The sequence below is a fragment of the Aquibacillus koreensis genome (assembly GCF_025154055.1).
In the GTDB taxonomy this organism is placed as follows: domain Bacteria; phylum Bacillota; class Bacilli; order Bacillales; family Amphibacillaceae; genus Aquibacillus_C; species Aquibacillus_C koreensis.
Genome location: NZ_JAOALK010000020.1, coordinates 1 through 23707, shown reverse-complemented (window position 1 = coordinate 23707; position 23707 = coordinate 1). Strand labels below are relative to the sequence as shown.

The 23707-nt window shown below is 35.1% G+C and carries 26 protein-coding genes and 8 tRNA genes; 14 read left to right on the top strand and 20 right to left on the bottom strand.

Annotated elements, in window-relative coordinates:
- Positions 1–36 precede the first annotated feature (36 nt).
- A protein-coding gene (locus tag NYQ66_RS05760; RefSeq protein WP_259867866.1) for an IS3 family transposase occupies positions 37–1199 on the bottom strand; the annotation gives its coding sequence in 2 pieces (ribosomal slippage) (positions 37–917 and positions 917–1199; 1164 coding nt in all).
- A 102-nt stretch (positions 1200–1301) separates the two neighbouring features.
- Complete coding sequence (locus NYQ66_RS05755; RefSeq protein ID WP_259867863.1) at positions 1302–2213, bottom strand: AEC family transporter; 912 nt, start codon at positions 2211–2213, stop codon at positions 1302–1304.
- Between the two features lie 485 nt (positions 2214–2698).
- On the opposite strand from NYQ66_RS05755, the gene NYQ66_RS05750 reads away from it, so the two are divergent.
- Positions 2699–2872, top strand: a complete 174-nt coding sequence (locus NYQ66_RS05750; RefSeq protein WP_259867859.1) for an asparagine synthase — start codon at positions 2699–2701, stop codon at positions 2870–2872.
- 66 nt (positions 2873–2938) lie between these two features.
- On the opposite strand, the gene NYQ66_RS05745 is transcribed toward NYQ66_RS05750, so the two are convergent.
- Positions 2939–3607 carry a potassium channel family protein gene (locus tag NYQ66_RS05745; RefSeq protein ID WP_259867856.1) on the bottom strand — a complete coding sequence of 223 codons (669 nt, stop codon included), beginning with the start codon at positions 3605–3607 and terminating at the stop codon, positions 2939–2941.
- Positions 3608–3766: 159 nt separating this feature from the next.
- Between NYQ66_RS05745 and NYQ66_RS05740 the strand changes: the two genes are divergently transcribed.
- The 3 genes from NYQ66_RS05740 (at position 3767) to NYQ66_RS05730 (ending at position 5799) form a co-directional block, all read left to right on the top strand.
- Positions 3767–4558 carry an HAD family hydrolase gene (locus NYQ66_RS05740; protein ID WP_259867853.1) on the top strand — a complete coding sequence of 264 codons (792 nt, stop codon included), beginning with the start codon at positions 3767–3769 and terminating at the stop codon, positions 4556–4558.
- 355 nt (positions 4559–4913) lie between these two features.
- Positions 4914–5051 (top strand): YjcZ family sporulation protein, encoded by a 138-nt coding sequence (locus NYQ66_RS05735; protein ID WP_259867850.1) that lies wholly within the window; start codon positions 4914–4916, stop codon positions 5049–5051.
- A gap of 85 nt (positions 5052–5136) precedes the next feature.
- Entirely contained in the window at positions 5137–5799 is a 663-nt protein-coding gene (locus NYQ66_RS05730; protein ID WP_259867846.1) for a haloacid dehalogenase type II, read from the top strand.
- 47 nt (positions 5800–5846) lie between these two features.
- On the opposite strand, the gene NYQ66_RS05725 is transcribed toward NYQ66_RS05730, so the two are convergent.
- Positions 5847–6446, bottom strand: coding sequence for a hypothetical protein (locus NYQ66_RS05725; RefSeq protein ID WP_259867843.1), 600 nt, complete (start codon positions 6444–6446; stop codon positions 5847–5849).
- Between the two features lie 270 nt (positions 6447–6716).
- Between NYQ66_RS05725 and NYQ66_RS05720 the strand changes: the two genes are divergently transcribed.
- Positions 6717–7211: a L,D-transpeptidase family protein gene (locus tag NYQ66_RS05720; RefSeq protein WP_259867840.1), complete on the top strand. Its 495-nt coding sequence runs from the start codon at positions 6717–6719 to the stop codon at positions 7209–7211.
- Between the two features lie 107 nt (positions 7212–7318).
- On the opposite strand, the gene NYQ66_RS05715 is transcribed toward NYQ66_RS05720, so the two are convergent.
- Positions 7319–7942, bottom strand: a complete 624-nt coding sequence (locus NYQ66_RS05715) for a 3'-5' exonuclease (RefSeq protein ID WP_259867837.1) — start codon at positions 7940–7942, stop codon at positions 7319–7321.
- A 71-nt stretch (positions 7943–8013) separates the two neighbouring features.
- Positions 8014–8439 (bottom strand): GNAT family N-acetyltransferase, encoded by a 426-nt coding sequence (locus tag NYQ66_RS05710; protein ID WP_259867834.1) that lies wholly within the window; start codon positions 8437–8439, stop codon positions 8014–8016.
- A 213-nt stretch (positions 8440–8652) separates the two neighbouring features.
- Between NYQ66_RS05710 and NYQ66_RS05705 the strand changes: the two genes are divergently transcribed.
- Both NYQ66_RS05705 and NYQ66_RS05700 read left to right on the top strand, forming a co-directional pair.
- Positions 8653–8853 carry a hypothetical protein gene (locus NYQ66_RS05705; RefSeq protein ID WP_259867831.1) on the top strand — a complete coding sequence of 67 codons (201 nt, stop codon included), beginning with the start codon at positions 8653–8655 and terminating at the stop codon, positions 8851–8853.
- A 150-nt stretch (positions 8854–9003) separates the two neighbouring features.
- On the top strand, positions 9004–10182 hold the full coding sequence (locus NYQ66_RS05700) for an FtsW/RodA/SpoVE family cell cycle protein (RefSeq protein ID WP_259867828.1): 1179 nt from the start codon (positions 9004–9006) through the stop codon (positions 10180–10182).
- Between the two features lie 298 nt (positions 10183–10480).
- Here the strand turns inward: NYQ66_RS05700 and NYQ66_RS05695 are convergent, their stop codons facing one another.
- Together NYQ66_RS05695 and NYQ66_RS05690 are read right to left on the bottom strand one after the other, a co-directional pair.
- Positions 10481–11353, bottom strand: coding sequence for an SMP-30/gluconolactonase/LRE family protein (locus tag NYQ66_RS05695; protein ID WP_259867825.1), 873 nt, complete (start codon positions 11351–11353; stop codon positions 10481–10483).
- Positions 11354–11576: 223 nt separating this feature from the next.
- Positions 11577–11960, bottom strand: coding sequence for a VOC family protein (locus tag NYQ66_RS05690; protein WP_259867822.1), 384 nt, complete (start codon positions 11958–11960; stop codon positions 11577–11579).
- Between the two features lie 226 nt (positions 11961–12186).
- On the opposite strand from NYQ66_RS05690, the gene NYQ66_RS05685 reads away from it, so the two are divergent.
- From NYQ66_RS05685 to NYQ66_RS05675, 3 genes are all read left to right on the top strand, one after another.
- A complete protein-coding gene (locus NYQ66_RS05685; protein WP_259867819.1) occupies positions 12187–12705 on the top strand; it encodes a DUF6773 family protein in 519 nt (172 codons plus the stop codon).
- A 6-nt stretch (positions 12706–12711) separates the two neighbouring features.
- Positions 12712–12909 (top strand): helix-turn-helix transcriptional regulator, encoded by a 198-nt coding sequence (locus tag NYQ66_RS05680; RefSeq protein WP_259867817.1) that lies wholly within the window; start codon positions 12712–12714, stop codon positions 12907–12909.
- 76 nt (positions 12910–12985) lie between these two features.
- Positions 12986–13363 carry an SET domain-containing protein gene (locus NYQ66_RS05675; protein ID WP_259867815.1) on the top strand — a complete coding sequence of 126 codons (378 nt, stop codon included), beginning with the start codon at positions 12986–12988 and terminating at the stop codon, positions 13361–13363.
- 61 nt (positions 13364–13424) lie between these two features.
- Here NYQ66_RS05675 and NYQ66_RS05670 read toward each other — a convergent pair whose 3' ends face one another.
- Positions 13425–14876: a L,D-transpeptidase gene (locus NYQ66_RS05670; protein ID WP_259867814.1), complete on the bottom strand. Its 1452-nt coding sequence runs from the start codon at positions 14874–14876 to the stop codon at positions 13425–13427.
- A gap of 319 nt (positions 14877–15195) precedes the next feature.
- Here NYQ66_RS05670 and NYQ66_RS05665 point away from each other — a divergent pair, with 319 nt between their 5' ends.
- Positions 15196–15342 carry an aspartyl-phosphate phosphatase Spo0E family protein gene (locus NYQ66_RS05665; protein WP_259867813.1) on the top strand — a complete coding sequence of 49 codons (147 nt, stop codon included), beginning with the start codon at positions 15196–15198 and terminating at the stop codon, positions 15340–15342.
- Positions 15343–15495: 153 nt separating this feature from the next.
- On the opposite strand, the gene NYQ66_RS05660 is transcribed toward NYQ66_RS05665, so the two are convergent.
- Positions 15496–15858 (bottom strand): PilZ domain-containing protein, encoded by a 363-nt coding sequence (locus tag NYQ66_RS05660; protein ID WP_259867812.1) that lies wholly within the window; start codon positions 15856–15858, stop codon positions 15496–15498.
- Between the two features lie 311 nt (positions 15859–16169).
- Between NYQ66_RS05660 and NYQ66_RS05655 the strand changes: the two genes are divergently transcribed.
- Positions 16170–16349 (top strand): YjzC family protein, encoded by a 180-nt coding sequence (locus tag NYQ66_RS05655; RefSeq protein ID WP_259867810.1) that lies wholly within the window; start codon positions 16170–16172, stop codon positions 16347–16349.
- A gap of 65 nt (positions 16350–16414) precedes the next feature.
- Here NYQ66_RS05655 and NYQ66_RS05650 read toward each other — a convergent pair whose 3' ends face one another.
- Positions 16415–18253 (bottom strand): cation:proton antiporter, encoded by a 1839-nt coding sequence (locus NYQ66_RS05650; RefSeq protein WP_259867808.1) that lies wholly within the window; start codon positions 18251–18253, stop codon positions 16415–16417.
- Between the two features lie 218 nt (positions 18254–18471).
- Between NYQ66_RS05650 and NYQ66_RS05645 the strand changes: the two genes are divergently transcribed.
- Positions 18472–20148 (top strand): hypothetical protein, encoded by a 1677-nt coding sequence (locus NYQ66_RS05645; protein ID WP_259867807.1) that lies wholly within the window; start codon positions 18472–18474, stop codon positions 20146–20148.
- A gap of 39 nt (positions 20149–20187) precedes the next feature.
- On the opposite strand, the gene NYQ66_RS05640 is transcribed toward NYQ66_RS05645, so the two are convergent.
- Positions 20188–21366, bottom strand: a complete 1179-nt coding sequence (locus NYQ66_RS05640) for a DHH family phosphoesterase (protein ID WP_259867806.1) — start codon at positions 21364–21366, stop codon at positions 20188–20190.
- A gap of 233 nt (positions 21367–21599) precedes the next feature.
- On the opposite strand from NYQ66_RS05640, the gene NYQ66_RS05635 reads away from it, so the two are divergent.
- Positions 21600–22832 (top strand): ATP-binding protein, encoded by a 1233-nt coding sequence (locus NYQ66_RS05635; protein ID WP_259867804.1) that lies wholly within the window; start codon positions 21600–21602, stop codon positions 22830–22832.
- A gap of 88 nt (positions 22833–22920) precedes the next feature.
- On the opposite strand, the gene NYQ66_RS05630 is transcribed toward NYQ66_RS05635, so the two are convergent.
- The 8 genes from NYQ66_RS05630 to NYQ66_RS05595 form a co-directional block, all read right to left on the bottom strand.
- Positions 22921–22993, bottom strand: a tRNA-Ala gene (locus NYQ66_RS05630).
- A gap of 19 nt (positions 22994–23012) precedes the next feature.
- Positions 23013–23087: transfer RNA gene (locus tag NYQ66_RS05625), tRNA-Gln, on the bottom strand.
- A 29-nt stretch (positions 23088–23116) separates the two neighbouring features.
- Positions 23117–23192, bottom strand: a tRNA-Val gene (locus NYQ66_RS05620).
- A 35-nt stretch (positions 23193–23227) separates the two neighbouring features.
- Positions 23228–23302, bottom strand: a tRNA-Glu gene (locus tag NYQ66_RS05615).
- A gap of 9 nt (positions 23303–23311) precedes the next feature.
- Positions 23312–23403: transfer RNA gene (locus NYQ66_RS05610), tRNA-Ser, on the bottom strand.
- 2 nt (positions 23404–23405) lie between these two features.
- Positions 23406–23480: transfer RNA gene (locus NYQ66_RS05605), tRNA-Asn, on the bottom strand.
- Between the two features lie 19 nt (positions 23481–23499).
- Positions 23500–23573, bottom strand: a tRNA-Arg gene (locus NYQ66_RS05600).
- A gap of 40 nt (positions 23574–23613) precedes the next feature.
- Positions 23614–23687 (bottom strand) — tRNA-Ile (locus tag NYQ66_RS05595).
- Between the last annotated feature and the right edge of the window lie 20 nt (positions 23688–23707).

Below are 23707 nucleotides of genomic sequence, written 5' to 3'. Positions count from 1 at the left end.
TGAACTGACCTAGTAATATGAGACAAGAAAAAGCACCTATGCTGCCTTTGCCCTGAATTGAACAGGGGAAAGGCAGTTTAATTTTGAAAACGGTCGTATATAGTTGTAATAATACATGTAAGATTCGACTTTTTCTAGTACAATAGAGTTTGTAAGACGCGCCTTTTGGTGTGTGTAGAATTCTTCCGACTTTATGGTGGAGTGGAAGGATTCAATGACGGCATTATCAAAGCAATTGCCTTTGCGGGACATGCTTGTGATAATGCCTTTTTCTTCAGCTAACTCTTGAAAAGCATACGAAGTGTATTGCGATCCCTGGTCACTGTGAAGTATCAGTCCTTTCGTTTCTCGCCCATTACAAGCTGCTTTCAATGTTTCTAGCACTAGATCTACTTCTTGGTTATGACTAACTCGATAAGCAACAATTTCATTATTGTACAAATCCATGATGGATGATAAATACATCGTTGACTCTCCAAAATTCAAGTATGTTATATCTGTAACCCACTTTTGGTTAGGTCTATCTGCTTTAAAATTCTGTTCCAACAAATTTGGAACGATACATTTACTTTCACCAGCAATTTTTGATTTTCTTTTAGGTTTGACTCGACATTGGATGTTGTATTTTTGCATGATTCTTTGCACAGTTAACCTATTTACAGAAATATGATGATCCTCTTTTAATATTTTTTTAACCATTCTATGTCCAACTCTGTATTTTAGGGTTTTACAAATATCGATTATTTGTTGTTCTAGCTCAGTCGGTTCCCATGACTTTTGAAGCCAACGATAGTAAGTAGATCTAGGGACTCCAATACAATCACATATCATCGATACCGCATAAACTTCCTTTAATGACTCCACTAGCTCTATTACTACTTCTGGTACCAACTCCCTTCGATTTCCTGGTACTTTTTTAAGATTTCATTTTTAATTTTTAGATGCTTAACTTGCCGTTTTAATTGGTCTATTTCACTTAGCTCCTCAGGACCTTTCCCAAAGGAATATTGTTTACCAATGGGTTGCGACAGTCGGTGTTCCTCCCCATCACGAAACCATTTCATCCATCTTTTGATTTGACTAACGTTACGTATACCGCACTTCTCCATAATCTGTTTATTGGTATATTTTTTAGACAACTTCATTTCAATGACTTTCCTTTTAACCTCTTCAGAATAAACATTTTTATTTTCTCCCATGAGAAAAGCACCTCCAGTAGTCGTTTAATTTATATACGACTCAGGGGGTGCTTTTTCCTCTGTCTCATTTAGTTAGGTCACTCCAATGAAAGGGGCTCTTTCTTACAATATTAGATTTGCCATGATCCATATTAGAATAAAACTAATCACAATCGTTAGGTTTGAGGTCGTTCCTACAAATTTTTTATCATAGCCAAACTCCACTGAATATGGTAAAACCGACATAGAAGTTGGAAGAATAAAGCCGATTAATAAAGTGAATTTAAACATGTTATCAAATGGTAATACTGCAAATAAGAATAATCCCAGTGCTAACCCGACGACATACCTTAGTGTTAAATATTTCAGTGTTAGTGTCATGTATTTTTTATCAAAAGAAAAGTTAAGATAGATCCCTAACAATAAAAGTGACATAGGCATATTAGCAGCTGATATGATACTTGCAACATCTAGAACTGCAATTGGTAAATGTAAACCGATCATGCTGATCGCACACACAATGATATAGGTCATTAAAGGAATGGACCTTGTTAACTTTCCTACAACATTTTTGATATCGAATGTAACGTTATCACCGGCATAATAAGTTCCTATAAGATAGCTTAATCCAAAAACAATGAATGCGTTTCCTACATCGAACATACCGAAATATTTTAAACCTTCTTGGCCCCATATCCCTTCCACTAATGGATAAGCAAATAGACCAATATTAAAACCTGGCACCATCATAGCCAGCATGCCTTTGGTTGTACGGTCCTCATTTTTAAAGAAAACTATTCCTAAGAATCCTAATAACAATCCATATAAAATAGCAATAACTATAAGTAAAATCAAAGAATAATCAATCGTTATCCCGTTAAATGTAACGATAATCAGCGCTGGCAAAGTAAGGTTAAAAATAATCCTTGCTAGCCCTTCCCCATCTTTTTCTTTAATAATATTGGATTGTTTTAGTATGAATCCTAATGCGATAATAATAACTGAATATAAAAATTGCTGATTGAAACTATCCAAAGATGACTCCCCTTACTTACACATGATGCAATCTACTATTGTAAAACTTCAACCTATGGGCTTACTGTATTCCCCACTTAAATATAAAAAGTGCCTACCACACAAAAAAACAATAACTCCAATATATCATAATATAGATGACTATAACATTTTTTCTTTTTGCAAGTGCATCTTATGTGATAGCAAACTTTTAAAGCCAGTAAGGCCACAAACTGAAAAGAAATTGTTGACGTTGACATAACATCATGTTGCAACTTTAAGTTAGAACGAAAAGAGAGGAAGATTTAATGGTGGTAGATAAACTATATCCAATAAAGGCATTCGCGAGAAGCACCAACTAAGAAAGATCAAAAAAACTTTGCACAGGAAAAACTTACATTTATTAAATAAGTAACAAAAGTGGATGATTGGGAACCATCGTGGAAAGCTATAATTGGCATTCAAGAAGAATGTCTAGAAACGCTAACTTTTGGGAGGTCAACCGAATGGATATTCGTGAAGGCACAATTCCAACTGCACTTGGTACAGCCGTAACCGCTACAGGTTATGCACTAAAACAAAAACAAGGGTCAAATAAAATGGTGGCAAACACTATTTTCGGCTTTGGTCTAGCCCATGTCGTTTTAGGTGCTATTGACCTTGTCCAACATCGACGTTAGCACGTATAACTTCGGCAATCTTTGATTGCCGAAGTTATTTAATGTTTTTATCCCTACATTCAAAATTCAAACCCGTTCTTCTTCAAATTTATCTAAATTCTTATTTTTTCCAATCGTTACTAAGATGTCATTTAAATCAATTCGTGTATTTAATGAAGGCATGACCGAAACATCATCTTCGTTCTTTTTTATCGCAACAATCTTACAGTGGTATTTATCAAAGGCATCCAATTCACCTAATGTTTTTCCAGCCAATTTATCACTAGCCATAATTTCAACAATACTATAAGATTTAGATATTTCGATGTAATCTGTTACCTTATCATTGCCAATATGATGTGCAATTCTTCTTGCCATATCACGTTCTGGATGAATAATACGGTCCGCACCAATTTTCTCTAGCACTTTTTGGTGATAATGGTTTCGTGCTTTTACCCATACTTGCTTTATTCCCATTTCTTTTAATATTAACGTAATAAGAATGCTAGCTTGAATGTCCTCACCAATACTTACAACAACACAATCGAAATTTCTAATTCCTACTGAATTCAATCCTTCTTCATCTACAGCATCTAATTCTACAGCATGACTAACAATTGACGAAAACTCCCCCACCTTTTCTGGATCCTTGTCAATCGCCACTACTTCTATACCTATGTCGGTTAATTCCATGCAAAGGCTACTACCAAACCTTCCTAACCCAATAACAACAAATTCTTTTTTTTGGTTCAACATCTATTTCCCCTTCTGATCCGTTTAATGGTTAGCTTTACCTTATTTGTTTCATAATATAAATCGTGACATTTTATTTTTGTATCACATCTAAAATGTTTTATCTATCTATTTATGATAAAATTCCTAATATACTTAAGAAATAAGCATAAGGAGAATGAAATGAATAACTTTAAGATACTTTTTTTGGATATTGACGGAACAATCTTAAAAACAGATCATACCATAGAAGATTCTACAAAAGAAGCAATTAAACAAGTAAAAGCAGATGGTATGGAAGTATTTCTTGCAACAGGAAGGCCCATTCATGAGATATATGACATAGCTGAGGAATTAGACATCCACTCTTTCATTGGGTATAACGGAGCCTATGCGATGTACAAAGACGAAGTTGTCTTTAATGAACCTATGCAAAGAGAGCTCATCGAACAATATGTAAAGATAGCCAAAGAGAACGATCATGAAATGGTGCTATATACGAAAGATTCGAATCATTTTACCTCTCTTGATACAAACACCGCTAAAGAATTCATCAATTATTTCGATTTAAGAGAGAATAAACTGCTTCATAAAGATGTTATGGATGAAATATTGGGTATTACCATGATGAATGTGAAAGAGGAAGAACCGTTACTCTATGACATACCCGAAACAGATATCTATTTTTCCCCGGTGAACGTCCTAGGAATCACGGACTGCTACGATGTAATTAGGGAAAACGTTAGTAAAGGGCGCGCAATAAAAGCAGTATTAGAACGGATTAATATCTCTCAGCGTGAGGCTATTGCTTTTGGAGATGGAATGAACGATAAGCAAATGCTTCAGTATGTCGGGGAGAGTTTTGCAATGGGCAATGCCCATCCAGAACTTTTTCAATACGCAAAACATCGTACTACATCTGTCTCAGAGTCTGGCATTTACAACGGACTAAAATCACTAGGACTTGTCAAATAGAGAATAAAACCGTTAAAAAACACAATAAAAAGACTAAAACACAGGGGGTATTTTAGTCTTCTTATTGCTAGTTTTACGTAGCAGACACCTTAAAGTTTGGAGAGCAATGAATCCTCCTTATAAGTATTGTCATACTTATAAGTGGTATGGTTAGAATATAACATGCTTTTTTTCAGACATCGCCTAATTTGTAAGGAATTCTAACACACTTTATTAGTTGATTCTGTAAATACAGCTCCATTAGTGGCTACTTGCTACCAAAATGCCCATATTTATAAAGATTAGACGACCGCCCTCAACCCAATCGCTACGATTACATAGTATATAGCAACGACTTTCAAAGGTGGTGAAGATTGTGGGTTACTATGGCGGTTATGGATCAGGCGCACCAGTAGGTGGAGCTGGCTATGGTTACGGCGCAGGCGGTGGCTTTGCGTTAATCGTAGTTTTATTTATTTTACTAATTATTGTTGGAGCTTCATTCTACAACTAATACAACGAATAAAATTGAAGCAGCGGAAATACTTCTTTTCCACTGCTTCTTTTACATAACTAAACACAGTTAAAAGGAGGATCATATGCGAACAGTCAAAGCCATCTTGTTCGATGCATACGGAACACTATTTGATGTACAATCAGTAACGGCTAAACTAGAAGGATTTTATCCAGGTAATGGTGCAAACATAAGTGAGACTTGGCGAGAAAAGCAAATTGAATATTCTTTTTTAAGACAATTGATGGGAAATTATATAAGCTTTTTTGAAGTCACAAAAGATGCCTTGTGTTATGCAGTCGAAAAGCATGGGGAAACATTACGAGATCACCAGGAAAAATCTTTACTACAAACGTACTTACATTTGTCCCCTTACCCAGAAGTAAAAGGTGTATTAAGTCAATTAACCGAACAGAAGTTAGCCATCTTTTCGAATGGATCACATAATATGTTAAATCCGCTTATAGAAAACAATAGAATGGAAAAGTCCTTTTCAAAGATTATTAGTGTGGATGAGATTAAGCAATACAAACCAACAGTTGCATCCTATGCGTACGCCACAAACCAACTAGGCCTAAAAAAAGAGGAAATATTATTTGTTTCATCTAATGGTTGGGATATTAGTGGGGCAAAAAATTATGGTTTTAACACCGCTTGGATCAATCGTAAAAATCTCCCTGTTGAAAAGCTTAACTTGCCTCCTGATACGATCTATCCAGACCTACGAGGGATTATAAAGTGGACCTAAAACGTCAAACAAGACCGACATTCAACATAGATGGCGGTCTTGTTCCATTACCGAAGTGATTTTGTTACCCCCCATATTTTTGATGTTCCATCATAATTATTTAATGCAATATCAAGGTCATGAAAGAATCGGTGTAGATGTCGAACATGCCCTGAATCTTGTTCATCATTAACTACTTTTTGAGCAAGGTCCGTGATACTTTGTAAATCACTTTTTAGTTGTTGATCCGAAGTTGAAGCAATCATAGGTTCCAACTCGTCAACAATTTCATTCGCCTTTTGATTTTGTTCATCCCAATTCAAATGTTCTATCTGTCCATATCCCGTTGTTTCGTTATAGAAATCATGCATAGTAGAAACAAAGGCTCCTACATCTTTATTCGCTACCCCTACAGTCTCCTGTATCTTTTGTACTTCTTCAACAGTTGGGGGTTCCTCGCCATCAGTTTCTGTATTTGCTTCTTTGACTTCCGTACTATCATCTTTTGATTCCATTGTTGATTTAACATCATCGGTTTCCTCTTTATTTTCATTACTACCGAAAAGGTTGTTGCCTACAAAAAAAGTAAGGAGTGCCGTAATCAAAATTAGTATAGATACTACAACTAGAAGTAATGGTTTTCTTTTTACACCGATTGCGTGTGACATGTTCTTCACCTCTACCTACATAATCAAATTGATTTTGTATGATCCGTTACCTCGAATATTTTAAGTTACTGACTACTAGCTATATAGTATGATCTGTAACATTAAACCTCATACCTAGTTTACTACTCAGTTATAAAGTTTCCAATTATTAACTATATTTTTATTGAACTATTTCGTTGAGTCAAATGATTCTTCCCATCCAAACGAAAAAAAGAAACAGTAACTAAATAATGGAATAGACTAAAGCATTAACATATATGGAGGAACATTATGATTCACACTGTTAAAGTTGGGGAGACCTTATCATCAATAGCTGCCGACTACCGGAAACCTTTGGAAACGATCATACAGGCTAATCCACAAATGAACCCTGATGTTATTTTTATAGGACAACAGATTGTGATCCCTGGTTTTCCACTAATTGGGGATATTGCCTATTCTATTGTTGTGGATTTAACAGATCGTAAGCTAACCCTTCTAAAAAATGCGCAAATACAAAAAGTCTATCCTGTTGGAGTTGGGCGAATGTTGCACGAAACACCCACTGGTAACTACATTATCATTAACAAAGCTCCTAACCCAGGTGGACCTTATGGAACGATGTGGATGAGCATCTCCAAAAAACACTACGGCATACATGGAACGAATGATCCTTCTTCCATTGGAAACTATGTATCAAGAGGCTGTGTACGGATGTATAACAAGGATGTCGAGGAACTTTCTTCTATCATCCCTATAGGTACACCTGTAAAAATCGTAACATGAAATTTTAAAAAAACTAGTTATGGAAAGTGATCCATAAACTAGTTTTTTATTGTGTGAGTAAACTAATATCTATTCGCTCCAGATTATCTCGTTTCCTTGTACCTTTTTTACATCCTATTTTTTGAATATAATGTCTTTTTTCCACTCAATTTTCTAGCTTTAGGAGGAACGTATCCCCTTTCATATATCCTACCTTGAGAGATTGTATGAACGTCACTTAATTTACTAACACTATCCATTTCCTTTTCTTTCATAGCATGAATTAATATTTGAGCTGCCACTCTAGCATCTTCTAATGCGTTATGATGATGAAAAACAATATTTCGAAAATCAGCAAGTGTATTAAGCTTATAGTTTTCTAGGCCTGGCCATATTTTTTTAGACAGCATAACACTGCATAAGTAATCACATGTTGGATATTGTAAATTATATCGATCTAACGTATGCCTTAGTACACTCATATCAAAACTAGCATTATGAGCTATAATCAGGTTATTATCTAAATATGGGATTAAGTCATCCCAAACTTGATCAAATGTTGGTGCATCCACAACGTCCATTTCATGGATTCCATGTATATAAGTGTTAAAGGAGTCAAACTCCATTAACGGGTTAATTAGTGTGTAATATTCATCTACGATTCCATTTATATTGGCGACTACAACCCCAATCGAACATGGGCTATATCGTTTACTATTTGCTGTCTCGAAGTCTATCGCTACAAAATTCACAAGACTTTCCCCTTCCACATGAAAACTACTATCTATATCATAGCTTAGACAAGTAGTATTCATCAATGATCCTAATTTCCTTTTAGCTTTTTTTCTAGGAAATATTGATTATAACCCTTAGGATGATCTTCTACAACTCCAACAATCTTGTAACCAAATTTTAGATAAAAATCAGGTGCTTGAAAACTAAATGTATCTAACAAAATTAGTCGGCACTCTTTCTCATTGGCTAACTGTTCAATTGAGGTTATTAAGTCTCTCCCATACCCTTCGTTCCTGTATGCTTGATCTACCCATAGAAAATCAATGTGCATATGATACCAGAACATCGTCGCAGTTACTCCTCCAACGATCTTGCCCATTTCATCCTTTAACATGAAACTAGTATTCTCAAGTGGTGTCTTCACTTCGTCTGGTATTTGGTCCATGTTATGCTCTATTACTTTTTTCTTAATAAAATCACTATCTTTCTCGTTCCATTGTTGCAAAAGTTTCATTCTAAATCTTCCTTTCCATATGTAAAGTACTTGTTCTCAAAGGCTCCCTATAATTTTTTTGACAAACATAATAATACTACCGTTACAAAATTTCAGTACCTAAATAACTTGTGTCAGAGGACAGGGGTTTACTCAATTAATCATATAAGGGATAATTGATTCTACATTAACCATTTGTCTAATAGACCTTAACCTCAAGAAAGTAGGTGAACCATGAACTTATCATTCTACATTATATTGATTGTGATTATTTCGATTGTGGCATTAGTAGCAACATTATTACTGGCTGGTAAAAGTGATCAGGGGTATAATGATGCGCCTAAAAATAATATCAAAGGGCTATCTTTAATATACATTGTTACAATACTCGGATCGATCATTGCTCTAGCAGTCTATATTATCTTTTTTGTTTAGATGAAGTCAACAGCATTCCTGTTGACTTCTTTTTATTTCACTCGGTGTAAGCGAATATTGTTTAGATAAAAAATGAAACTTTCTTACTTCCTAAACAGTCTGTATATAGGAGTAGTTTTTATTTTCATATGATAGAGGGTTGTATAAAGAATGATTAATGAAAAAATCTATGTTCGATATGACTTAATTGGTTTATTGCTATTATTCATGCTCATCAGCTTAATTTCCATTTATAATGCTGAGCAATTAGAACAATATGAAGGACAAAACTTTATGCTTAAACAAGCCGTCTGGTTTGGGCTAGGACTTACCATCCTCATCTTTGTTCAATTCTTTGACCTTGAAACAATATACAAATTAAGTCTAGCCTGTTATTTAGTCGGCATTCTTTTACTTATTGTTTTGCATTTCAGTCCGAGTACGATAGCGCCTGCGATCAACACTGCAAAGAGTTGGTTTAAATTTGGGGGAGTTAGTTTTCAACCATCCGAAGTAACCAAAATTACAACGATTCTTTATTTAGCTGCAATCATCTCTAAGCATAAGGCCAAGTTTGAATCGACCACGGTAACAACGGATTTTTTCCTACTTGGCAAACTTATACTTGTAGGAATTATTCCCATTGCTTTCATCATGATGCAGCCCGATTTTGGCACGTCAATGGTTCTTTTATCCATTGTGATTGCTTTAATCTTTTTATCAGGTATCCGTTGGAGTATCATCCTATCCATTTCGCTAACGGTAGCTATTTTCATTGGCATTACAGTACTACTTGTGTTTCGTTATCCTGATATTGCACAATCAACATTAAATTTGGAAAATTATCAAATGGACCGGCTCGAAACTTGGTTAGGTCTGTCCGAGGATAGCAGTAATTCTGAAAATAAAACTTATCATTTCCAAAAATCTCTGTTAGCTGTTTCATCTGGACAACTTATGGGGAAAGGGATTCATAATCTAGAAGTTTATATACCTGAGGCTCAAACAGATTTCATCTTCTCGATCATTGGGGAGTCGTTTGGCTTTCTTGGATGTTCGTTCGTGTTAATTTTATATTTTTGTCTCATATACAGACTAGTAACACTAGGATTAAAAATCTATCATACGAATTACTTCGGTGCCTACTTATGTTTTGGCTATTTATTCTTAATCTTTATCCACACGTTTCAGAATATAGGGATGACCATTGGCATTATGCCAATAACCGGCATACCCTTACTATTGATTAGTTACGGCGGAAGTTCAGTATTAGCTTCCATGATCGGATACGCACTCATTTATAAGGTAAGCTGTGAATACCAAAAACAAGAAATGTACTTATTTAAGTGAGGGATATGTGATGAAAGATTTAAAGGATATGCGACTAAGACTTAAAATTATACTCATTCTTACAAGTATAGCATTTTTCACTTTGCTCATCTCCGTATTTAGAGTTGCTATGTTAGGCGGCTCCTAATTATAGAGTCCTGAACTAGTAACAGTTTTTCACCAGTTCAGGACTATCTCACTGTAGTTACTTTCTTTCACAAATGAGAACAATATTTACTTAACAAAAAGTTTGAAGCGATTTTTTTCTATCCCCATTTGTGAACCAATGTATGTGTTATCCTTGCATGTAGTCCCGTATCTATCCTTTAAAAGCATAGGTGCGGGATCCCTTTACATTTGTTTCAAACTTAAACACACCACCTGCATGAGGGTAATTCTCAAGTTCTTCTTCACTAGTATCTGTCCTTGCTGTTGTAACATATAACTGATTTAAATCTTCCCCACCAAAAGCACAGGAGGTTACATTTTTGGCAGGTATATCGACAAACGCTAATTGTTCTCCTGTATTCGGATCCCATCTTGAAACACCATGTCCACCCCAGTGTGCAATCCATAACATCCCTTCACTATCAATTGTCATACCATCTGGTGACCCAACCTGATCGTGAAAATCAACTACTACTTTTGGTTGGTCAATACTACCGGTATTTTTGTCAAAGTCATATTGCACAATTTGCTTTGTAGGTGTATCAATAAAATACATGTATGAATGATCTGGAGACCAAGCCAAGCCATTCGATATTCCTAAGTTACCAAGCTTTTTATTACTATGTAAATGTGAATCAAGTGTGTATAACGACGCCATCCCATCTTTCGCATTTAGATCCATCGTTCCTGCCCACAACCTTCCAGTTGGATCACATTTACCATCATTGAAACGATTGTTTGGCAAATGACTTTCAGGATCGGTAATTTTCTCTAATTGATCCTTTTCCCAATCGTAAAAGTGTATCCCATTCTGAAGTCCTAATACTACTCCCCCATTTTCTCTTGGTACTACAAAACCACAATATTGATCGAGAAGCAGCTCGTATCGTTCATTACTACTAGGTGAATACTGAAAAACCTTCTTCCCGAGTATGTCTACCCAATAAAATAGGTTTCTTTTATGATCCCAGCTAGGACCTTCTCCTAACTGTGACTTTGTATTAAAGACTAATTCAACTGTCATAATTAAAACTCCCACCTTTTCTTCATTAAACGTACACATTGTTATTCTAAACTTACAAGAAATATTATCTTGCGTCCATTAAATCCTATCTATTTACCAATAAAACTTTATTTCTTTAAAAGTACGATTTAAATCAAATATTACTGACTTAGATGTTCTTAAACTATATGAATTGTTTTAAGGCAGTTTGTAAATAGTGAAAAACAGATAAGATATATCCAAGCTATTTTGCCACTAATTCCACTTTAATACGATCAGGATCTTCAAAGTACAATGCATAATGGTTTTCTCCTCCAGCATATGGGTACTTTTCTTTATATAACACGTCAATTCCTTTTTCTTGTAGTTTCTGTTTCATTTCATCAACGAATTGCCGTGAAGAAGCGTGAAAAGCCAAGTGATTTAATCCTACACGACATCGGTGATAGGGAACATCTGAAAATCTAGCTTCTACTTGGACAAAAACAATATAAAAATCTTTATACTTCCAGCTTCTACCTTTGTTCCACTCTTGAAAAAGATTGTAACCTAATTCTTCTAAGAACCAGCCCCAAAACTGGCTTGTTTTATCGAGATCAGAAACATAAAGCTCTATATGATGTATCATATCTTTTTCACCCCTCTACTTAGTTTAAATTCAATATCTACTAGTTCTACTTTAACTGATATCCACTACATATTCATTAGAAATTTAGATGTCTCTCTTGATTGAATATATATTACAAATAACCTATTTTATTTTACTTTATGACACATATATATTGCAATATGTTAATTATAATATATAATAATGATTAAGAGTTGATATTACATTTAAAAGAAGGGTGAAGAAAATGAGTTGGTTTTCAAAAAACAACATTCAAGATGAACGAATCATAACAATGCAGAACAAAATTTATAGAGAAATTTATATCCTCCTCCTCGCTATTGTTATTATTTCTGTCATTGTAAAATTTGTAGTGTATGGGGTTGAGTCTGCAAACGTCATAACAGAATTAATTATCTTAGTTACGCAAGGTATATATTATTCAGCCCGTTCAGCTAGGTTAGGAATTTTTTCGGCTGAAGTGGAGCTAAAAGATCAATCGAACAAAGTACCTGTACGCATCAAAAATGTTATAGTAGGTCTCCTTTTTGGTTTAGCTATCGGTATTTTCTTTGGAATTCGTAGTGCCCTTCTATATGCTGATACTACTGCGGAATCTATCTATTACTTCTTCCTTGTCATGGTCGTTTCGTTCATGATTTATATTCCGTTTTTCATTGCGATTTTAAGTGGGGCTTATTGGTTAACCAAGCGGAGTAGTGATCACGTAAACGAAAAAGATTTAGACGACAATGAGAAGTGGTGAGTCGATATGGCAAAAAACATAAAATTAAAAGTCGCTAGAACAGCAATGGACCTCTCTCAAGAAGAATTAGCGAAAAAAGTTGGTGTCTCGAGACAAACAATCGGATTAATTGAATTAGGCAAATACAATCCTAGCCTTAATCTATGTATCGCTATCTGTAATACACTTTCTAAAACATTGGATGAACTATTTTGGGAAAATTAAATAAAAAATGTGTTTCCTACTAAAAATAATGGTACAGTTAGAAAGATGAACTTTTAAAAGTGAGTAGGTGAACAACATGATAGAGATAAAAACATCATCTGTTAGTGATGGAGAATTCAATCGAGGGGTATTTGCGACACGTGATATTAAAAAAGGTACGCTTTTTCATGAAGCACCTGTCATTGCATATCCAAATGACCAGCATGTACACATTGAAAAAACCTTGCTCGAGGATTATGCTTTTGAGTATGGAATAAATCATTCGGCAATACTTCTTGGTTATGGGATGCTATTTAATCATTCTTATAAACCTAACGCAAACTATGAAATTAATTTTGATAATCATACTTTTGATTTTTATGCTTACACAGACATAGAAGCAGGAGAAGAGATTTTCATCAACTATAACGGCGAGGTTGATGACAATGATCCGCTATGGTTTAATCAGGAGTAAATCAGGTATAAAATGAATACAAGAAAAGGCTTCTCTGATGAAGCCTTTTTTTAATAATGTTTTAATCCAGCCAATGAAATACTGTGGCAGTTGTTTCATCGATGTTTCTTTGCTCCTCCGGTATGAGTGGTTCTAAACTTTGAACTGAAGAAGCCTGACCAAATGATCCTTCCTTCACAATGGTGACTTCCGTTCCTTTAGGTACTACCGAATAAATTGTTTTCATATCTTCGTTCAACAAGCGAATGCATCCTAATGATTGTTGCTTTTGAATAGAGTTTTCGTCATAAGTACCGTGAACTGCTATTTCCCCCATTCCCAACCCAGCCACACCAAATATATCTGCTCGGCTGCCTTTCGGGTTAATCACTCGATCTTTAATTTCGAATTTGCCCTCAGGTGTTTGATCTTCTTTTCCAAGCCCAACTTTTACTTTACTTATTATGTAAGGATCCGCTAAAACGAGGAGAGAATAAGAAGCTTTATCAACCACAACCTCAACAGGTTTATATGGTATGGAGCTAGATGATTGACCATCATTTGGATAAAACATCGCAGACATCGTTAGCGCTTTGGGATCATAAACCCAACCACCCATATTAGTGAACGTTGTAGATACCTCATTAGATTTGGATACTACCTCATTTGGTATAAAACTTAGATAGTTCTCTGGGTAATCTTCTACTAAAGCTGTGATTTCTAATGGTGGAAATCCATGGTCATCTATATAATTATCTAAAGCAGTTCTGACAATATTTACACCTATATAGGATAATGGTGGAACTTCTGGTTCTTTAATAGCTTGAAATCTTACTTGAACCAAATCGTCTAGAGATGGATTATATTCTGCCATCACAAAAGCAGTCTCTTTTAACTGTTCCTGTCTAAGTGGTGAAACATGATGATACAATGCAGGATCATCCGTAGAAATACCATATAATTGTATATTTTGATTTACCGCACCTTCACTTAATGAAAGCACTTCATCATAAACTACCTTTTGTATTTCTTCTTTAGATATATCATCTGGCAGATAGATTGTATAAGGAACATCTTCACTAGCATATACAACTGCTTTACCAATCTCCCACTGTTTCATATCCGAAACAACACTACTTATCGGATCTTTCCAAAATAACAAGAGAAGCAAAAAAATATTTAATACTAACAATGTAATAATTAATGGCTTCCCAATTGTTCTTTTCTTTACTGGATTAGATTGTTGAGATGGAATAATAGGACTATTCATCTTCATCTCTAATTCCTGTAAAGATTGTTTAGCCTTTGTATAATACGGTGAATAAATATGTGCAGCTTCATTATAATGGATCAGTGCTTTACCTAACGCACCTTCGCGCTCTAATTGTTTTGCTTTTAAAAAATGTGCCTCTGGCGAACTATGTTTTCCATAGCGAAGCATTTTCTCATAGTATAACGCATCACTTTTGGATACATAGATATTCTTATTTATCTTAACTAAGTGTTGTTTGAGATGACTTTCAAACCTACTCACCATACTTCCACCCTTTTTATTGTTACATTTAACTCGTTCTTTTTATGAATAAATCCGTTCTCTTTAAAGAACATTTTAAGCATAGTATAACAAGACTAGACAATATTAGGAATAGGATGTTTTGTCGAAAATTCAGTAGTATCATCTTTAACATCTACAATGTACATACCTAGTAATATCCCCTTACAATTCTTTCTTGGTTTACGTTCATTTTTGTAAGATTTTATGACAAAAATCATGAAAAACACATAATATCTATTGTATATTTATCGAGTCTTTTGTAATATTATTTGTATTAAGATTAAAAGGGTGGTTCCCTATGCTATCATGTTTGGAAAAAAGAATTGAAGAAGTACGAGCTCATATGTATGAAGCATATGCACAGAATGTTAATTATGAAAATGTGCTAGAGATTTCTCAGGAGCTTGATCGCTTACTAAATAAATTAACAACGCAAGGAAATTAATGGATGGAGAGTATAGAGGTTCTTTTCTATGCTCTTTCTTTTGATCTACCTATTTAGCATGTATTATTGGGTTTGATGCTTAAAAATTAAAGAAGAAATACTTAGAATTTCTCTTAGAGAAAATGCAAAAAATAAAGTGTTCTTCTGAACACTTTATTTTTGCTTCGCTTGAATTTTTAAATGCTCAACCAATGTATTTTTTGTTTCATCGTCTATATCTAAATCAATACCATAATCAAATCCCTTGGCATTTTCTTTTTTCCATACAATCGTTCCATCTACCGTCAAATAATTTCCATTTAGTTCAAAGGTAATGGATAAATGAGTAGAACTACTAGTCTTCATTGGCATATTAAATGATGAGTGGATTTTTGCTCCTTCAGGACTTATATTCATGATGGATGCAGGTCCCTCAGAACTCTTAACCTTCTTCCCATCAATCTCTTTAATATAGAACAACGCAAGAATTGGCTCCTTAAATGAATAGCGAAAAGCTTCTTCTCTCTTATATCTCATTACTACCTATCCCCCAAACAATTACATTTGATGAACGCTTTGTTGCTATCAGTTCAGATTTCATATGTACATGTTTTTTTTAGCTACTTACTATATGATTATAACGCTTTAGGGATTAAAATCTAGCTTGAATTTAATAAAAAATTCATAATGCTCGTACGCCTGCCTTATCCCAGATAATCTCACTAAACCTCACCTTCGATTGTCTAATGATTATAGCTTCCTTTATGGATGACAATCGTATCTCTTATCAAGAAAAATACTCATGATTCATTGAATTACGGAGAACATAAAACAAAGGAGGGATGATCATGGGACAAAATCATCAATTCAACCCAGGGCAAAAAGCACCAAACAATGGAATTTACGTAGAAATTGGAGAAACAGGTAGTATGGTAAACAATCCAAAATCAGTGAAGTTAAGTGCAGGAGACGAATTCCCTGAAACATCAAATCAAGACCGTAAATGGATGCCAAAACGCAAACCATAAGTAGATTTTCAAAAAAATTTGTAAAGCTGTTCTGCAAATATACAGAACAGCTTTTATATGTCCTTTTATAGGTTTCGGTGTTTTTGTATTTTAGCCTTCATTTTATTAAATTCCTTACTTGGAGGTGTAAGACTAACAATTGTGTCTCCACGCTCAGGTTTAATCGAATGACCTTCCACAATAAAGTCTATTCGTTTACTTGCTTTGACTACAAACAGTAGTATCGTATGCTCTTCTCTGTCTTGAAGGTATGAATCATAATCATACTGCTCTGTAATAGAAGTTTTCCGAAATACATACCCAGCATCGATCTTAGAAATAAGGTTTTCTAAAGATATCTCCTCAGCAAAAAGTTTACGCCCTCCGATAGATCTAGTCATCTGTTCAACATGATCACCTGTCTTACTTTCGATACCTAACCGAAACACGTCTTTTCTGCCAAATGCCGGAACAAACGTCGTACAAACCAATGCATTATATGAATCATATTCTGTCACGGAGATCAGGTAATCATAAGGTGTCATGTCCAACCGATACTCTGTTTGCTCAGATAAGATTTCTCCATGATGAAATGGTAATCCATCACGTCTTACTTTTGATAATTTACCCCAAGAAGAGTCGGTAAGCAGTGTTGGTATATCAAGTTCCTGAAAGATTTTTGCTAATTCAACTGAAAAAGTATTACTTCCTACTATTAGCACACCTGGTTGACCTTCTGATGAAAGATCTAGTTTTCTAGCTAACCACCCGATTGAAAAACCATGTGCACAGACTGTAAAGAATACTAATGCAAACGTTAAAGATGTAACAATACTTGCATCATTAAAGCCCTCTTCTAATAAAATGGAAGCGAAGTAACTAGCAACTGTTAAAGCTACAATGCCTCTTGGTGCAATCCAACCAACAAGTATTCTTTCCTTCATCGTTAAGTCGGTATTAATTGTTGAAACAAAGATCGAAAGCGGTCGTACTACAAATAACATCAGTAGTACATACCCTATTATTTCTATATTAAAGACGTGAAGAAGTGTATCCGTTGTTAGCGATGCAGTTAACATAATAAAGATGGTAGAGATCAGTAACATCGATATGTTTTCTTTGAAATGCCTCATATCTTGAATTGAAGCTATTCCCATATTAGCCAACGTCATTCCCATTGCTGTTACAGCGAGCAATCCTGTTTCATGGGTGACCTCATCTGCTATGGTAAAACAAGCAATGACTGCAGAAAAAACCACAGGTGATTTTAAGAATTCGGGAATAGACCCTTTTTCGAACATCGTGCCTATTCCTTTCCCAAACAACCAGCCTAACAATACTGCAAAAGCTGACGCCAACAAAAAATAAACGAGAGCAATTCCTTCCACTTCTTTACTTAAGAACAGAATAATCTCAAAAGCAAATACTGCAAGTAGTGCTCCAAATGGATCAACAATTACTCCTTCCCACTTTAATATTTTCGCAGGACGGGGCTTTAATTTTGATTGACGAAGTAAAGGTAATATCACTGTTGGCCCTGTCACAATAAAGATAGCACCAATGACAAACGAAACTGCCATAGACAATCCTGCCACCATATGTGCTGCAAAAGAGCCAAGTATCCAGCTGATCAATGCGCCAATCGTTACTATTCTAATAACAGGTCTACCTAAACCTCGAATTTCCTTTATATCTAAGTTTAAACTACCCTCAAACAAAATAATGGCAACTGCGATCGATATAATGGGTTGATACATTTCACCAAAGTCTTGTTCAGGGTTTATAAATCCAAATACTGGACCAGCTAATAAACCAGCGATCGACATAAGGACTATAGCCGGTAATCGAAAACGCCAAGACAGCCATTGAGACCCTACTCCAAGTAAACCTATAATCATGAATTGTAATAAAATTGAGTCAAGCATGCCTGTCCCCCCTTCGATTCATAAACAAATTCCTATGATATGTTATCTTATACGCTTGTGCGTGGAATGTAAAAGTATCTGTTTCACTTATTAGGTTGAATTAAACATGGAGGAGAGAAACTTCTAACACCTTCCTATATTCCCATCAAAAATGTGAAACCTCGATGATCAATGAATCGTATAATAGAAACAGACATAAATAAAAAGGAGACTTTCTCATGGGTAACATTTTGTTATTTTCACTTATCGTCGGTTTAATCTCAGCACTGATTATTATCCCTATTTCTAGTAATAAAAAAACAAAAGGTAAGAGTAATCTTATGTCTTGGCCTTTTGTAATCATGATCCTCTTAATTATCCCTATTATATTCGTATTCTATTATTTAACGAATTTAGACCGTAACATCTCCTCTGTATGGCCTTTATTTATTGTAGTATCAGGACTAGGTATGTTCATCACACACGGACTAGAAAGAAAAATAAAAGGAATTTTATTTATCGGTAGTCTAGTAATCGGTGCATATTTTCTATTCGCTTTTATGTTTAATGCGAATGAAAAATATGAAACTGCTCAAATGGCAGAGCAAGTTGAAATTGAGGCATTTGATGAAACAAAAACACCAGCAAGTGTACCACCTCAATTTGCACGTAACAAAATGAAGAAAGCATTTGGACAAGTGCCAGATACGAGTTATTATGAACTCGGTAATTTACAGATTCAGAAGGTGAATGGAGAATTTGTCTATATTGCACCCGTAGAATTCTCTGGCTTTTTCAAATGGTTAAATGGAGATCAAACACCTGGGTACTTTACATTAAGTGCCACTGACTCTTCAGCTAATCCAAAATTTGTTAAGGAAGAAATGGATTATACACCATCGTCTTACTTTAATAAAAATATTGAGCGTCACATACGCATGCAGTATCCAGACTACATCTTTTATGGTGATGTGCAACTAGAAATTGATGATCAAGGTGTTCCTTTTTATGTCCGTACTTTCGGCGAGTTTATTACAGCTCGTAACGGATTCGACGTAACAGGTGTTGTCGTTGTTGACCCTAAAGATGGTTCCACGCAAGCATTTACGTTAGAAGATGCACCTGAATTTATTGACGGTGCTGTGTCACCGGAAGCAGTAAGTAAGCAGAATAGTTATTATGGTAATTACATTCACGGTTTCTGGAATAGCATTTTTGGTAAATCAAATGTGAAACTACCTTCAGACGAAGGTACTGAAGCAAATGTGAGTCCAATATTTGATGAAAATGGAGATATGTATTATTTCACCGACTTCACAAGTCCAAAAGAAGGCGTTGATTCTATGTTAGGTTACTCTTTAACCAATGCACGTTCTGGGGAAGCAATTTACTATACAGGTAACCTAGAAAACTCGTATATGGACTCTCAAGGAGCCTTAGACATTATTGAGAAGAAGTTCATCGAGAAAGAATGGAACGGTGAAATGCCAGTGTTGTATAACTTTTATGGTGAAGCTAGCTGGCTAACACCCGTAATGGATTCTAACGGATTCTTACAAAATTACTTTATCGTTTCTGCAGCAAATCCTGAAATATCCACTTATGCGAGTACACCAAATGAGGCGCTCAAAAAATATAAAACGGCCTTACAACGAGGCGGTAGCAGTGTAGATGGTACGTCTAATGCAGAAGAAAAGCAGGTTAGAGGTACAGTACTCCGTGTTTATAAGGAAAAAGTCGAAAGCTATACGGTTATTTCGTTTTTATTAGATAACAGACAAAGCTATATTGTTTCATCGGAAGATAATCCACTAGCAATTTACTTACAAGAAGATGATACTGTCACTGTAGATTATTTAGATACTGGTGATAATTTCCTTCCAGTAAAAGATATCACTATTGAAGGTATAGAATAATGAAAACCCACGATGTTTTATTAACATCGTGGGTTTCTTTTAGTTTTTTTGTTTAACTTGTTCCATTAAGTATTGGACGAATAGTTCATCTTTTTCTAACCAAGCCGCATACTTCCGTTTTAAATATGTTTCAGCCTCCTCAAAGCTAGAAAAAGATTGCTCAAACCTTACTTTATTTTTATCGATTTTCCATTCTCCGTTTTCTTGGTAGATCATATACAGATCTCCACTACGATCCTTATACATCGAGCCAAAGGAAGTATCTTTCACATTAAACTTATTTCGTTTTGCATCTTCTTTTAATGGATCTAATTTAAACGTATTCGCTATAAATCTTTTATACGCATCATCTGTAAGCGTTGCACCTGAAGCCTTTTCATGTCCACCACCCCCATACGTACCAGCTATTTCTGATACATCGACGTGATCATGAATGGTACGGAATCCAAGTCTTTTACCTCCCATATTTAAGATAGCAATGTAGTCTAAATGCGGGTATTCTTTTCCTAGTTCATTTCCTAGTTCTGAATGATATGATTCAGCATAGACAATCCCAGCAAATTTCCCCTCTATTTCAGACTGAACAAGCTCTCGCCTTTTCCTACGAATGTACCTTTCTATTTTGGCTTCTTCCATTTCTAAGATTTTCTCTTCAAAATCATCAAAGTAAAAATGATCACTTGATTTCAATCGATTAATCATTTTTTCTGCAAATTCATCTATAGATAGGAGAAAAAATAATGTATTCAATCGCTTCGCTTGGAGATTATTATTTTTCTCCCACTCCCACGTATCGTATTGACGTACAAGTTCTACAAATGCACTTATCACTTTTGTTGCGCCCAATAATTCATTATTTATGAGATATTCATATAATAAAGATGTTGCAGAAGTTTGTTTGCCCTTCTCGTCTTCCACAACTACATGTCCCCAATCATATTCATTAAAGTGTAATGCAGACTTATGATGATCGATTAGTTGTACGTTTCCCCCCGTCGAGTGAAACGCTTGCAATTTCTTCTCATTTTCTTCGTTTACGGACATGTCTGTGATAATTAATTCTATCTCCCCATCATGATTTTCTAAAAAATACTTCACCTCTCGATCTAATGATCCAATTGAGTTATAACGTACATCGACACTATCTCCAAATGCTAATTTGGCTAATAATCCACACCCAACACCATCAAGATCGTTATGTGACAATAACTTATACATTGTTTTCACCTCGTTATTTAGTATGAGTCTTTAGACAAGTTTTTAATAATTTTTTTAAATGGATATAGCATAAAATTTTTAATGTAGATAATAGGTCTATTTAATTAGAAAAGTTAACACGCACGACATTTTTCTACAAAAACACACAACAAATTAACTCTTTATACCTATTTTGATATATGATAAGAAGTAAGAGGATTATTTTCTATTTGGATGAATAAGGAGGTGGAACGATGGGTACACAAATGAAAAAACATAAACTTCTACAATCAGAAGAAGTAAAAGCCTTAAAGCTATTTATACTATTGTTTTACTTATTTTTAATTGGGTATGATGTGTTTTATCATTTTATATTTAACCATTTTAATCAAATTGAAGTTGGATTTCCTTCTAATAGTTTAGGAATTTGGTATCATATAATATTTATTGGATTCCTACCAGTTACTATCTATCTAGCAAAGATTAATCAAATTTATGCTGTAAAATATGTATATTTATTTGGGTTTATTTTTGTAGATCTGATTAATAATATATTAATATATTATGATACAACAGATGCTTTCTTTTCTGGAAGTGCTGTAGAATTAGTATTCATTCTCTTTTCACCTTTATTTATAAACAATAGATTCTTTTGGTCTGCTTTTTTTGGAATAATTGGTAAATACGCACTATTAGGTATTGTTTTACAAGATACGGTTGTTCTTTTGGGAATAGTCTTATATGGAATACTAGCCGTTATATCTTATATTCTCTTATCGCGTTTTGAATCTAACCTAAGCTCTAGATTAAAAATGAATAATGAACTTCGACATGCTGAACATTTAGCATCCATTGGTCGCTTTGCCAGTGCAATTACACATGAAGTAAGAAATCCACTTGCATCGCTTAAAGGACTAACTCAACTACAACAAGAAAAACACCCTCAAGATCGTAAATATTATGACATTATGACCAATGAAATTGACCGAATTGATGCAATACTAGATGACCTTCTTATTATTGGAAAACCTAAAGTAATGGAGTTTGAAGAGTATGACATTGAGGAATTAATTGATTATGTAATAAAAGTTATGGATTACAACCAATTTAAACAAGAAATAACCATTACAAAAAAAATAGACAACAACATTCCTATAATTCAATGTGATGCTCAGAAGTTAACACAAGTATTTATCAACCTTATAAAGAATGGTATGGAATCCATGCAATCAGGTGGTAATATATTTATTGATGTGGAAAGAAGAGATAATCAGATTGAGATTTCAATAAAGGATGAAGGTTGTGGTATATCAAATAAGAACCTTCAATCTTTGGGAAAAGAATTTCATACGACCAAAACAAATGGTACTGGCCTTGGATTAATGGTTAGCTTTAAAATTATTCATGACCATAACGGAAGAATCTACTATGAAAGTGAAGAAGGAAAAGGAACAACGGTAAGTATTGAATTACCAATAAACCAGTAAATTACCTTCTCAAGCTTTAAACATTTAATGTTAGAACACAAAAAAAGAATGGATTTAGTTTTAAACTAAATCCATTCTTTTTCATTTATGGAGCCTAGCGGGATCGAACCGCTGACCTCCTGCGTGCAAAGCAGGCGCTCTCCCAGCTGAGCTAAGGCCCCGAAATTAAAAAGTTAGGTTTGGCTGGGCCAGCTGGATTCGAACCAGCGCATGACGGTACCAAAAACCGTTGCCTTACCGCTTGGCTATGGCCCAACAAATAATGCCCAATTAAGATAATATAATGGTGGAGGATGCAGGGCTCGAACCTGCGACCCCCTGCTTGTAAGGCAGGTGCTCTCCCAGCTGAGCTAATCCTCCACAATGGAAAGTTATTGTGCTTGTACAAAAAAGATTGGTGACCCGTACGGGATTCGAACCCGTGTTACCGCCGTGAAAGGGCGGTGTCTTAACCGCTTGACCAACGGGCCATAGAATAATGGCGGAGAAGGAGGGATTTGAACCCTCGCGCCGCTTACGCGACCTACACCCTTAGCAGGGGCGCCTCTTCAGCCAACTTGAGTACTTCTCCACTGGCTCCACAGGTAGGACTCGAACCTACGACCGATCGGTTAACAGCCGATTGCTCTACCACTGAGCTACTGTGGAATAAGTTATAAAAATACTACGCGCCCTAGAGGATTCGAACCTCTGACCCACAGCTTAGAAGGCTGTTGCTCTATCCAGCTGAGCTAAGGGCGCAAAATATATAAATCAACTACTATATAGAATAGTCGAATGATGGGCCTGAGTGGACTCGAACCACCGACCTCACGCTTATCAGGCGTGCGCTCTAACCAGCTGAGCTACAGGCCCATTATCATAATGGAGCGGGT